General features: G+C 43.2%; 10 protein-coding genes and 2 rRNA genes. 2 read left to right on the top strand and 10 right to left on the bottom strand.

The features are described from left to right. Positions 1-104 precede the first annotated feature (104 nt). The 6 genes from Q8P86_01415 to Q8P86_01390 form a co-directional block, all read right to left on the bottom strand. Positions 105-1043: a protein translocase subunit SecF gene (locus Q8P86_01415; GenBank protein ID MDP3996336.1), complete on the bottom strand. Its 939-nt coding sequence runs from the start codon at positions 1041-1043 to the stop codon at positions 105-107. A 29-nt stretch (positions 1044-1072) separates the two neighbouring features. Beyond that, positions 1073-2356, bottom strand: a complete 1284-nt coding sequence (secD, locus tag Q8P86_01410) for a protein translocase subunit SecD (GenBank protein ID MDP3996335.1) — start codon at positions 2354-2356, stop codon at positions 1073-1075. 235 nt (positions 2357-2591) lie between these two features. After that, the gene (locus tag Q8P86_01405) at positions 2592-3005 is read right to left on the bottom strand and encodes a hypothetical protein (GenBank protein MDP3996334.1); all 414 of its coding nucleotides are present in this window, start codon (positions 3003-3005) and stop codon (positions 2592-2594) included. Positions 3006-3142: 137 nt separating this feature from the next. Next, complete coding sequence (locus tag Q8P86_01400; GenBank protein MDP3996333.1) at positions 3143-3541, bottom strand: hypothetical protein; 399 nt, start codon at positions 3539-3541, stop codon at positions 3143-3145. Further along, on the bottom strand, positions 3538-3669 hold the full coding sequence (locus Q8P86_01395) for a hypothetical protein (protein ID MDP3996332.1): 132 nt from the start codon (positions 3667-3669) through the stop codon (positions 3538-3540). Before Q8P86_01395 ends, Q8P86_01400 begins: the two co-directional genes overlap by 4 nt. Positions 3670-3792: 123 nt before the next feature. After that, positions 3793-5142: a sugar transferase gene (locus Q8P86_01390; GenBank protein MDP3996331.1), complete on the bottom strand. Its 1350-nt coding sequence runs from the start codon at positions 5140-5142 to the stop codon at positions 3793-3795. Positions 5143-5220: 78 nt separating this feature from the next. On the opposite strand from Q8P86_01390, the gene Q8P86_01385 reads away from it, so the two are divergent. Next, the gene (locus Q8P86_01385; GenBank protein MDP3996330.1) at positions 5221-6447 is read left to right on the top strand and encodes a glycosyltransferase family 4 protein; all 1227 of its coding nucleotides are present in this window, start codon (positions 5221-5223) and stop codon (positions 6445-6447) included. Between the two features lie 15 nt (positions 6448-6462). Here Q8P86_01385 and rodA read toward each other — a convergent pair whose 3' ends face one another. Together rodA and Q8P86_01375 are read right to left on the bottom strand one after the other, a co-directional pair. Next, positions 6463-7611, bottom strand: a complete 1149-nt coding sequence (gene rodA, locus Q8P86_01380) for a rod shape-determining protein RodA (GenBank protein ID MDP3996329.1) — start codon at positions 7609-7611, stop codon at positions 6463-6465. A 5-nt stretch (positions 7612-7616) separates the two neighbouring features. After that, positions 7617-8372, bottom strand: a complete 756-nt coding sequence (locus Q8P86_01375) for a hypothetical protein (GenBank protein ID MDP3996328.1) — start codon at positions 8370-8372, stop codon at positions 7617-7619. On the opposite strand from Q8P86_01375, the gene Q8P86_01370 reads away from it, so the two are divergent. Next, positions 8354-8521, top strand: coding sequence for a hypothetical protein (locus Q8P86_01370; GenBank protein MDP3996327.1), 168 nt, complete (start codon positions 8354-8356; stop codon positions 8519-8521). The genes Q8P86_01375 and Q8P86_01370 overlap by 19 nt on opposite strands. A gap of 133 nt (positions 8522-8654) precedes the next feature. On the opposite strand, the gene rrf is transcribed toward Q8P86_01370, so the two are convergent. Both rrf and Q8P86_01360 read right to left on the bottom strand, forming a co-directional pair. Then, positions 8655-8773 (bottom strand): 5S ribosomal RNA (gene rrf / locus Q8P86_01365). Between the two features lie 159 nt (positions 8774-8932). Then, positions 8933-12426, bottom strand: a 23S ribosomal RNA gene (locus Q8P86_01360); the annotation flags it as partial.

The following is a 12426-nucleotide window of genomic DNA, read 5'->3' as shown; positions in this document are numbered from 1 at the left end:
CTTCTCCTTTGAAGGCAGTATCGGCTATTATACTCATATTGAATGTGTTGTCAATGAAGTTAATCAACAAAAAAGCCACAGGAAGACGGTTGACTGCCACGACTTTAATTATGGGTTTTTTTCGCGAACGACGTAAGAAGCGGCGCGGCGAAACAGATGGACGAGTACGAGCCGGCGATGACGCCAACAAGCAAAGTAAAGGCAAAGGCGGCGGTTGTTTCGCTACCGATAAAAAACAGAGTTATGAGAACAAAAAGAGTGGTCAGAGAAGTGTTTATGGAACGAGCGTATGTTTGAGACAAGCTTTTGCCGACCGTTTCGTCAAATGTTTCTTTGTGGTTATCTTTTTTGTTATTGAGAAGATTCTCTCGTACGCGGTCAAAAATGACTATGGTGTCATTGACGGAATAACCGAGTATGGCAAGAAGCGCCATGACAAAAAGAACATCTGCTTGAGCGCCTGTAAAATACCCGTAAACGGCAAAAGCTCCCGCTGGCACGATAATGTCGTGTCCTAAAGTTATTATGGCGGTAAGTCCGTATTTCAAAGAAGAAGGCAACGTTTCCACTTCCGTCCTTGCCGAAACGCTGTCTTTTTCTCCGCCGACTTTTCTGAAAGTGTAGGCAATGTAGAAAATTATAATCAAAAGAACAACGATGATGGCGATAAGGGCCTTGGTTTTCAGTTCACTGCCGACGGTCGGACCGATAGAGCTGAAACGGTCTATTGACGACTCGTAACTTTCCCAAGATATCGCGCTTGCTACCTTTGCTCTCTCGTCGTCCCCCGCCTCGGGCGTGCGTATGATAAAACCTCTATCTCCCAAAGGACGGACGGAAAAGCCGTTTATCCCTTCCCCACTTAACCTTTCCTCAAGCGCCGCTTTTGTCGGCCTTTCTGCCGAGTAGTTTATTTCAAATATGGATCCACCGGTAAAATCAATGCTCACGGAAAGACCAAAGAAGGAAATAGACGCGATGGCGGCCACTATGAAAATAGCCGTAACGATAAAGAATATTTTTTTGTATTTTATAATAGTCATATCTCTAATCAGTCCCGAATTTAAAAACTCTAATTACCCGAATAAGATTTGCGAACTATTGCCAAAAGAAATGTCCTCGTTATGGTTACCGCCGTCAGCATGCTAAGCAAAACACCCATGCCAAATGTTAAGGCAAAGCTTTGTGTAAGAAAAGTGCCTGCGTAAAAAAGCACGATGGCGGTAAGAATGCTGGTCAGATTCCCATCACGAATAGCGAGCCACGCGCGTTTAAAAGCGCTATGCACCGCTTCGGCTCCGGTCTTGCCTTCGCGTATTTCTTCTTTCAGACGTTCAAAAATCAGAATGTTGGCGTCCACCGCCATTCCTATTGAAATTATGAATCCCGCGACTCCGGCTGCCGTAAGAACAACCGGCACGAGCTTGAATACCGCGAGCATCAACACCAGATAAACAGATAAAGACAAAACAGCGACTAAACCGGGCAAACGGTACCAGAGAAGCATGAACACGACCACAAGGAAGAGCCCCGCGGCTCCGGCCTTAAGCCCTTTTTGTAAGGCCTCTTTACCGAGAGTGGGGCCGATGGACTCTGTGGAGATGAGTTCAACAGGAACAGGCAAGGCGCCGAAATTCAGGTCTCGAACAAGCTCACGGGCATCTTGGGCGTTGAAATTGCCGGAGATAACGGCAGTACCGGTAGGAATCTCTTCCCGTATTACCGGATCCGATATCAGTATCCCATCAAGAAATATGCCTAAAACCTGGCCGGTATTGTCTCTGGTAATGCTCGCGAAAAGCTCCGCACCTTCATCATTGAAGGTCAAAAGCACAGCGGGCTCGGCCACTCCCGTGGCTCCACCCTCAAAAGAAACTTGAGCTCTCTTTACAAGACGGCCGGTAAGACCCGTGTACTGCCAGAAATCTTCGCCAGTTAAAGCGGATATTTCTTCTTCGGTGAAATCCGAAATATCAAGACCGAGTCGGAATTCCAAAACCGGCGTTTGGCCTATCCTTTTTACGGCCTCTTCAACGTCTGTGACTCCCGGCAACTCCACTATCAGACGGTCATCGTCTTGGAGAATGCTCTTTTCAACCTGGACAATTGGCTCTGAAACGCCAAAAAGATTGACACGCCTTTCAATAACATCGCGAAGGGAGCGCATCGCCTCATCTCGTTCACCGGAAGGAATTTCTTGAGTTTGAGCTTTATAAACAAGATGGGTACCGCCGGTAAGGTCCAGACCGTATTCAAAAGCGAAATCGGTTTTGTTTTTCTCGGACGAGAAAACAAAAAAACCCAAACCGACAGCGGCAAGTAAAATTATGACGGCCCATATTCTGTGCTTAAGCATACCGGTATGATAGCGGATATCAACAGAATTTTCAATGTTTTGCCATAGCCGTTTTTTGAATGTTCAAATTATGACACAATTTTTTACACGCAATTCCAACGAACCGCCTATAGAGTTTCGTAACTCAAAGTAATGAAATGAGTGCGGACCTCTAAAAACGGCTAATACTGGTCAGTATTAGGCGTTTTTTACCTTAGAAACAAAGGTTTTATTCGGGTTCCTTGTCAAAAGGTAATTATTTTCTTACTTTTTGAATAATCTTTGAAAGAAAATCGGCAATATTCAGAATAAGAGCAAGCGCATAAAACAAAATTACGGCAACCATAATCGGGAACTCAACGACGAACTCTAAACCAAGATTGGAAGTAGGATTATTTAATTCGTAATTCCATATCAAAAAATAATAAATAGATGCAATTATGCTTGATACATTCAGTCCCGTGAGGTAATCGTATTTTTCTTTACTAAGCGCGATATGTAGGTGGAAAATGCTAAACAGGATAACAATCCCTCCATAAAATTCATTTGGTAAACCGCTATCAAACCAGATCGGTTTTCTAATCCCATATATAAATATTCCCGCCACAAAAAGCATTATTGCCGCTATAACAGCTGTTATTTTTGTTCGGCTCATGTTCACAAATTTCATGTTAACTTTTAAAACTTCTACTTAACTCCCCGATCCCCTCCTCAAGCGTCACCTCCGGCTCCCAACCGATAAGTTTCTTTGCCAAGCAGTCCTTTCTCTTCTTTTGTAAGTTTTGCTTTTTCCATTTTAATCCCACTCTACATTTTACCGAAATAAAGAATTAGCTGAATTACCAGAACGATAAAACAAATTACTGCCAATGGAATTGTAAATATTGAAGACATGCCCAAACCTCCTGATGAAACATCAAAGTAAAGAACGACAAAAACAACCACAATACTCACTAAAAAGACAATGGCGGAACCCCTTACAGATGCTAAGCGGTTTGTTTTTGTTTCTAAATTATCCCCATCTTTTTCCGAAGGCAAGTTGAATAATACAAACGCGACAAATATGAAAACTGTCGGTATAAGAATCGTATTGATAAAATGTCGTTCGAAACCCTGAAATGACGAAATAGACCATAGTATTCCGACGAACAGAAAAAGTGTCCCGACTATCACGCTAACCCATCTACTGTTTTTAGAATTTTTCATATTTTTGTATTTACTATAAAACTTACGAACTTATCATGACAGAATTCTTTAAGTTTATCAATCCCTTCCTCCAGCGTCACCTCCGGCTCCCAACCGATAAGTTTCTTTGCCAAGGAATTGTCGGCCAAAGTGTCGTGGGGTTATGGCGGGCTGGAACATATTCAAACAAATCGCCAAACTCGCCCTTAAATTCAGAAAAAGAATTTTCTTTTTATGTTCCATGCTACATGCTACACGTTCCACGCTCTGCTTTACATTCCCGACCGCGACAACAATGTCCGCACCGTCTGCAGGGCTATCCTAAAATCCAACCAAAACGAACGATTCTTGATGTAATACAAATCGTAAGAAAGTTTGACTTTTGTTTCGGAAACGTCCGCTTTGTGGTGAGGATGATTTTCGTGATAAAGCTGTGCCCATCCGGAAAGACCCGGTTTTATAAGATGCCTAACGTTGTAATAGGGTATCTCGTCCGTATAATGTTTTACCGCTTCGGCAAATTCCGGCCGAGGACCTATGAGCGAAATGTCTCCCTTAAGCACGTTCCACAACTGCGGAAACTCGTCCAACCTTGTCCTTCTTAGAAAATTTCCGACCCGAGTTACTTTATTTTGAACTTTGCCCCACTGGCCGAAATCGTTTGAAACAGTCATTGTGCGAAACTTCAGTATCTTTATTTTCAGGTTATTCTTGCCTACTCTCTCCTGCACGCTCCAGACGCCACCGCCGTCTTCCAATTTCATAGCCACAAAAACAAAAGGGAAACAAACCGCCGGCACAAAAAGAAGAGGTATTGAGACCAATATATCCATACTTCTTTTAAACACGTCAAATAATGACTTGGGCGTGCTGGAGATATTTTCCAAAAACCAGTTGTATTTAACAAGCGACAGTGGCACTCTTCCCCAAATATCTTCATACATTTTATGCATATCCACAAAGTGGACGCCGGAAAAGATAAGGTTGTAAAGATGCGGGACAAACGGTTTTATCTTTTCATTATGCAAATCCAAGGCAAAAAGAGTGACATTTTCAGAATAAACCCTTTCAACTATTTCGGACTGAAAGTCAATCATCTCCAACGCGTCGGTGTCTATTGAGGAAATAAACTTCATGCTGTATCTGGGATTATAATTGACTTCGTAGAAAATTTCCTTCAGTTCTTCTCCACGGCCGATTATTATTGCGTTTTCTTTCGCGGGGTTTATGACAGCGGAGAAACCGTAAAGACGCCAAAACAAAACCAGACCGAAAGAAATCACAAGATAAATGAAAAGTATGGTTTTCGGAGTGATGCCGAAGTATGGAATAACGTAGAAAAAAACAACAGTCGTAATACTGTTTACTATTTGAGATTTGAACAGAAGACCGGGCAGACGTCTTTTGAAAATAAGAGTGTGGCTTCCGTAAAGACCGGCTACAAAAAAGACAGTAAGCCACGCAAGAAAAATGAAAGAAAAAGGAACTATGTGAGCCAAAAGAAGCTCGCTATCCGGCAATCGGCCATGGCGCGCGAACAAAGTGAGCCAGAGACCGAAATACAAAAGTATTATGTCGCCCAAAAGCAATACTATGGCTTCTTTGCGGTTGTTCACTGACATGTACCCACATGATACAACATGGGGCGCGCAATTTCCAGTTTTATGGCGGAAAACCAAAAAAAGAAATATAATACAGACATGGAACCGGTGCTGAAAAAGAAAGTGCTTTTTGTGATAACCAAAAGCAACTGGGGAGGAGCTCAAAGATACGTTTATGACTTGGCGACTTCCCTGCCAAAGGAAAAATACGAAAACGTGGTAGTGCTTGGCGGGACGGGTGCCATGGGAAGCGCACCCGGAGAGCTTGCGAGAAAACTTTCCCTAAAAAAAGTCAGGACTGTTTTTGTCAAAACTTTTACGCGGGAAATTTTTTTTCTGGGAGAATTTAAATCACTCTGGGAACTTGTAAAAATCCTAAGAAAAGAAAGGCCTGACATTATACATTTAAACAGTCCCAAGGCGGCATTCCTCGGCTCTTTAGCATCTTTTTTAACAAATTTTGTTTCCCATATTCCATTTTTGAACACGGACAGCCAAACGGCGAGTTCCGCGCGAGTCGTATTCACTGTTCACGGCTGGCCATTTAAAGAAAAACGGGGCATCTTTTTTCGCGCCGTATCGTTTTTTGGATCTTGGCTTTCAGTGTTTTTCTCCGACCGAGTTATTGCCGTTTCCAAGGATGACGAGAACCTTTCCCCTTGCTTCTTAACATCCAAAGACAAAATCACCCTCATAAGAAACGGCGTCAGACCTCAAAAATTCAAAAAAATGTCCGAATCCAGAGAAGAAATGTCGGATGACAAACACGGCAAAGAAACATTCATGATAGGAACTCTTGGAGAACTTCATAAAAACAAAGGCCTGTTTTTTGCGATAAAGGCCTTTGCCGACATTTTAAAAGACAAAGAACTGTATGGATTGCCTTATAAACATTTTGTCTTGGTCGTGGTAGGCGAAGGAGAAGAAAGACAGAATCTGGAAAGTCAGGTTTTAAAGTACGAAATTCAAGACAGCGTCAAATTCAAGGGTCATATGGAAGAGGCGTCTGTCTTCTTGAAAGGACTTGATTTGTTCTTGTTCCCTTCCCTAAAAGAAGGTCTGCCTTACGCCGTTTTGGAAGCGGGAGCCGCCGGTCTGCCGGTAGTGGCTTCAAGTGTCGGCGGAATACCGGAAATAATCACTGACATGGAATCTGGAATTTTAGTAAGGCCGGAATCGGCCGAAGAGTTAAGGAGCGCCATTAAATTCCTGATACTTCGTAAAAACCACAGAAAACAGTTTGGCGCCAAACTCAAAGAAAAAATAATGTCCGACTTTTCATTTGAAGAAATGCTAATAAAAACAGTCAACGTGTACGACGCGTAAGCGACTTAGACGATATCATATACCAACTATTTCATTTTTCACCATCTCTCTGTGCGTCGCCCTGTTGTAACGACGCATTCCCATGAGTATCCCAAGCCCCAAAAACTCCGTGAGCAGATGACTGCCTCCGTAGCTTAAAAAAGGCACCGTCGTACCGGTAACCGGCAAGACACCGATATTCATGCCGATGTGTATTACAAAATGACTCATAAAAAGAATGGCCAAACCTAAAGCATAAAGAGTTTCAAAATTAGTGGCTCCATATACCGCGTTCATAAGTATGCGGTAAATCACCATCGCAAAAAAAGCGAAAAGTATTGTAACACCGACAAAACCCCACTCCTCCGCGAAGGCCGCGAATATAAAATCGGTCTCATATTCAGGCAGAAATTTAAGTCGCGACTGTGTTCCATATCCCAAGCCCTTGCCTAAAACCTCTCCGGAACCTACTGCTATTGTTGACTGATGCGCGTTATATCCGGAACCGCGAACATCCGCAAGCGGATGGATAAAATTCATTATCCTCAATTTTTGATACGGCTCAAAAACGTAAAACCACAAGGCGGAAAAAGTCACAACAGCAACGGCAAAAACGGCAAAAACATGTTTTTTTGACAAGCCGGAAACCAAAACCATTCCAAACCAAATCATGAAAATGATGATCGCGGAACCAAAGTCCGGCTGAAGAAAAACCAGAAGAAAGAGCGTAAAAGCGTAAAAACCGGAAACAAGAATATGCCTGATATGGGCTATTTCTATATGCCGTCTGGAAAAATATTTGGCAAGAATAAGTATTACCATTATTTTTGCCGGATCAGACGGCTGAAAAGAGAAAAAACCGAAGTCAAACCAACTTTGAGCGCCTTTAACGGTCTTACCTAAAAAAAACAAGAGAAAAAGCACCACGCAAGTCGCTGAAAACAGGGTAACTAAAACATCTGTTCTCCGCAGAAACCGCCAATCCACAAAACTCAAAACAAACATGACAAAAAAACCGAGAGAAGCCCACACAAGCTGACGTTCAAAGAAAAACGACTCTCCGGTAAAAGAGTTCATTGTTACAAGGCCGGAAACCACGAGTGGTAATACAGACCCTGCCAATACCCAATCAATGTTTTGTCTCTTCCAAAGCGCGCCGAAAGAGCTTATGATGTTTGCGAACATTAGAGTTACCTGTTTATTATCGTCTCTATCCTTCCCGATGACTCGCCGAAAGGAGCAGGCCATGTGAAAGTGATGGTAGCTTGTCCTTCTTTGGGAATTTTGTCCACTATTGTTTTAGATGAAGCCATGGCATTGCCTTCGGTATTGTAAACTATAACCACAATCTCAACGTTCACAACCTCTTCCAAAGACAGATTTTCCACCACCGCGTCAATTCTCGGCGCGGTTTCTTCATTTTTAAGGATGCGGCTCACTACGCGCACGTCTAAATCCTCCGGCTCTTCTTTGACCCACAGAAAATTCCCTGAAAATTCAAAAGTCGCTCGCGCGGGAACGCGTTTGCCGGTCAAAAGACCGCTTTCAAAGATGCCTGTTATTTTCCTTGGCAGTATATCAGCCCTACCGCGCTTTTCCTGGACTAAAATATTTTCCGAATCGTATAATTTGAAAATGTAAGGGACATCGTAAGCTCCTGAATTAAGGTTTGGGTTCTCCACATAAGCCACCGCGTTGTAGACGCCGTCTTGAACCTTAAAAGCCCTCTGCCAGTGAACTACGGGCGAAAGAGCTTCCGCCTCGCAAAGAACGGGACATGGCCCGCCACAGTCAACGCCTTGTTCACCTTGGTTTTTGTTGCCGTCTGAACAAGTCGGTTCTTCGTAAAGGACGAAAAAAGCAGGAAGAGCCACGAGAAAAAGAACCAGAGCGGTTAACGCCGACAGAATCTTAAGCTGTCTTTTTGATGACCAAGATAAAGGCATTGTTAGATGGGACTGTTGCCGAATATCCGTTTTGGCAACAGTCCCTATATGATAACAATATTTTCAATAACAAAAAAGCGGGGGTGTCCGCTTCATGGTTTTATCCGCTTTATGAAAAACAAGAAATTGAAAAAGAGATTGAAATTTAAACTCCCTGTGTTGGCGACTAGCTACTCTCCCCGGCGCTTTGTTCACAAGCGGACAAAGTGAGTTTATCAAGTTAAAAGTTCATCAAGTTCTTCAAGTAAGAAATTCTCTAACTTGATGAACTTTACACTTTATAACTTGACGAACTTGCCTTGCCGCTTCCGCGCAAAGCGCCGGGTACCATCGCCACTACCGCGCTTAACTGCCGAGTTCGGAATGGGATCGGGTGTACCCACGGCGTTAAATCACCAACACAGGATTTTCAAATGCACTTCAACTCTGAATTTCCTTTTTGTCCTGCATAAAAGCCATGCTTTTTTCATACGTATCTCTACGTAGCTTAAATCAAATTCCATGTAACAGGATTAAGTTTTCTCCATATCATATTAAATATGATATGGAGGATTTACAAGTTTCCTAATAGAATCGGCGAATTAGTACACCTCGGCTGAACGCCTTACGACGCTTACACCTGGTGCCTATCAACGTGGTCATCTGCCACGGGCCTTCACGCGCGAAGCGCGCAAATCACAAGTTTGTAAAGTAAAAAGTTTATCAAGTTTATCAAGTAAGAACAGAAAATTTTGTTTTTACTTTATAAACTTTACAACTTTATGAACTTTCAACTTGATGAACTGCGTGCTTCGCACGCTCGATTCCTAATCTTAGGGTTGGCTTCCTTCTTAGATGCTTTCAGAAGTTATCCACTCCCAACATAGCTACCCTGCGTTGCCCCTGGCGGGAACAGCAGGTAGACCAGAGGTCAGTTCATCCCGGTCCTCTCGTACTAGGGATGACTCCCTTCAAGAATCAACGCCTGCAGTAGATAGGAGACCAACCTGTCTTACGCATCTTGTTACTCCGTAAACAAATCCGAATTGACTCGAATCAAGACGATCCCGAATCATACCCGAATCTGAAACGCGGACAGGACATTTCTGCCTGTCTCTCTGAATTACTTCAGAGGATCGGACTATAGCTTCACCCGAACACATGCTGTTTAGGGTGGCTGACGTTTAGTCTCTACGGGCGATTCATGTACTAAATAGTAGGAAGGAGGAATATACTGCGCAGGGTGGTGATTCCTCCTTAGTGGGTCGATGAACGATCAAGACAGCATGGCACCAGCACTCATGCCTAAATAAATTCAAGTCGGAACATCTGGATGCTTCCCATTTAAGGGTGTACGGCCGAACGTATCCGAACGCACGCAGTTCCAGAAGGAATTTATTCATTGTCCTGTTTCCCACTATTTAGTACACAAATCTTCCCTCGGTATTGTCCCAATCAGCGTTCATCTGCGTTTTTATCCGCGATAATCCGCTTCCCTGGGATTCTACCGATATAGTCAGCTTATCCTAAAGTATTATTCTTAAATCATAATTCATAATTCTTGAATCTACTTTAGGCCGCCGTAAGTTGATTGCTCGTCCGCTCAAACGCTTCAGCGAGAGCGGAACACTATCATTATTTCATAGACGAAAAATCCGATTTTGTCATTTTATGAGCGGATTCAGACTGTCGATTAGCCAAACTTTCAACTTTGGACTTTCAACTTTTTACTTGTCGAAAAGCTCCGCTTTTCGACGGTCTGAACCCAGCTCGCGTACCACTTTAAATAGCGAACAGCTATACCCTTGGGAGCTTCTCCGCCCCCGGGATGTGGTGAGCCGACCATTGTTTATGTTAACTTTCTATTACTAGAAAGATCAGACTATACCTTTGTTCCTTTACCCTAAAGGAACACCAGCGTGTTAGCTATCTTGTGACAGATAACTCTCTCCGTTTACAATTCGGAGAAGTCGTTACGGGGCTTCGAAAATTTATCTTATATGCCATTGAAGGAATGACATACTGGGAGATAAGCGCAATAAATTTTTCGGTTTCCTGGACTGAACAATACATTCTGAAACCTTTATTGCGATCTTTATAAAACTGCATATTAATATCGAACCGGTTCTTCATTGCTTGCTGAAGCAATTTAATTTCTGAAAATTCAAAAGAATATGTGCTGATATCTATCTTTCGTCTTGAGAAAGAACCGTCATCCATGATCCATACCGCTAGAGTGAATGGATCTAAAAGTGTCTCGATATTTTTTGGAACAGTCTTATGCCCGCATCTGTATCCGTCGCCTTTGTAAAAGACGCGATAAATTTTGGTCAGATCGGGATGGCGAATGGTACGAAACCACCATGATTTCTCATATCTCTCGCCGTTCTCACGGTACCGAAAACTTATTTTCGGCTCGGTAAAAACAAACGGTTTTAGTATTTCGTATTTCCAAAATACAAGCTCTTTTTGTTCCAGTCCATGCTCCACTTTAAAGTTAGCATGAACTGCTCTCTCTCCTATTCTCATTGTTCCATCTCCTAGTAAAGACCCTATGATAAAAGAACGTTGAAAATTAGAGAGCTTCAAAGCCCGCTTAATTGGAATCCATTTCTTCTGCCATTTTTTATTTTCGTAGCTTCCCACGGTATTAACCATAATTATATCATGGCCTCCACCGTTATGAGCTGATTTATCCTCGACATCTGGCTCTTGTTAATCGAGGTGCCGAACTGTGCCGTCGATATGGACTCTTAGGCACAACCAGCCTGTTATCCCCGGAGTAGCTTTTATCAGATAATCTTTGGCCGCGTCTAATGCGGACCGACGGTTCACTATGTCCTGCTTTCGCACTTGTTTGGCACTTACGCCTCACAATCAAGCCGGCTTTTGCCATTACACGTCAGGCACGGTTTCCATCCGCGCCAAGCCGACCTTAATGAACTCCTCCGTTACTCTTTAGGAGGATAGCGCCCCACTAAAACTGTCCACCAGATACTGTCTCTCGCGCGTTTTGCGCGCGAGGTTAGAACGTATATAACACTAGAGTGGTATTTCACTGACGGCTCCATATTCCCCAAAAGGAACACTTCAAAGCCTCCCACCTATGCTACGCAAGTGATACATACGGTCAATATCAAGTTACAGTAAAGCTTCCGGGGTCTTTTCGTCTAACTGCAGGTAACCGGCATCTTCACCGGTATTGTATTTTCACCGAGCGAGTCTCCGAGACAGTTGCCCAGTCGTTACACTATTCGTGCGCGTCGGAACTTACCCGACAAGGAATTTCGCTTCAAGTTCCTTTCTACTCGGGACCATATCTTCACCCAACTCCCCGCGGAGTTTAGGGGCATGACGTATGGTCTCTGGGGATCCTACAGTATCTGAAGGAAGGGGCTACTGAAGTGTTTAGTAACTCAGTGTCTACTCAATCACCTTTCCTTCATATTGTAGTTTCCTGCTGATCATCCCTTGATTTCATTAGGGACTTCCCAGTCCCGCCGGTTTACACCGACGAGATTCCCAATTCATATTCCAACCGATTTCACAACCGGCGGGATTGCGATTTGTAGCCACTCGCTACGCTCGCAGACAAATCGGAAACATATAGTCATGTATTTTTTAGGATCGATTATACATTACTGTATAACGAGGCAGTGTTTCGTGTAATTTGTTGTTTATCATTTCTCCTAACATAATTGTCCCAATCCTCACATATCCCTTGATAAATCAAGAGGTATGTGACCTTAGGACAATTATAGTTATTGCCGACATTCACCAGGGCTTATAACAGTCAGCACGCATCACATGAGACGCGAAATCAGTTTATAAAGTAAAAAGTTATAAAGTTCATCAAGTAAGACAAACGAGCCTCTAAAATCCGGCATCGGTCTTACTTTATAAACTTGCAACTTTATGAACTTTATGAACTTAATTCACATTCCATGTGATACGTACCGCCGTTATTTGACCTTCTGGCATTGGTCAAGTGTCACCCCCTATACATCCTCTTTCGAGTTCGCAGGGAGCTGTGTTTTTGATAAACAGTCGCCAGGCATACTTTAGCTGCGGCCCA

The organism is bacterium (assembly GCA_030699905.1).
Taxonomy (GTDB): domain Bacteria; phylum Patescibacteriota; class Minisyncoccia; order Phycocordibacterales.
This window is presented reverse-complemented; position numbering and strand designations above follow the sequence as displayed.

What these genes read in the sequence shown, in the direction of transcription:
- Q8P86_01370 (MDP3996327.1), top strand. Translation starts at nt 8,354, where the DNA reads ATGACCAAGATAAAGGCATTGTTAGATGGGACTGTTGCCGAATATCCG.
- secD (MDP3996335.1), bottom strand. Translation starts at nt 2,356, where the DNA reads ATGCTTAAGCACAGAATATGGGCCGTCATAATTTTACTTGCCGCTGTC.
- Q8P86_01405 (MDP3996334.1), bottom strand. Translation starts at nt 3,005, where the DNA reads ATGAAATTTGTGAACATGAGCCGAACAAAAATAACAGCTGTTATAGCG.
- Q8P86_01390 (MDP3996331.1), bottom strand. Translation starts at nt 5,142, where the DNA reads ATGTCAGTGAACAACCGCAAAGAAGCCATAGTATTGCTTTTGGGCGAC.
- Q8P86_01400 (MDP3996333.1), bottom strand. Translation starts at nt 3,541, where the DNA reads ATGAAAAATTCTAAAAACAGTAGATGGGTTAGCGTGATAGTCGGGACA.
- rodA (MDP3996329.1), bottom strand. Translation starts at nt 7,611, where the DNA reads ATGTTCGCAAACATCATAAGCTCTTTCGGCGCGCTTTGGAAGAGACAA.
- Q8P86_01415 (MDP3996336.1), bottom strand. Translation starts at nt 1,043, where the DNA reads ATGACTATTATAAAATACAAAAAAATATTCTTTATCGTTACGGCTATT.
- Q8P86_01385 (MDP3996330.1), top strand. Translation starts at nt 5,221, where the DNA reads ATGGAACCGGTGCTGAAAAAGAAAGTGCTTTTTGTGATAACCAAAAGC.
- Q8P86_01375 (MDP3996328.1), bottom strand. Translation starts at nt 8,372, where the DNA reads ATGCCTTTATCTTGGTCATCAAAAAGACAGCTTAAGATTCTGTCGGCG.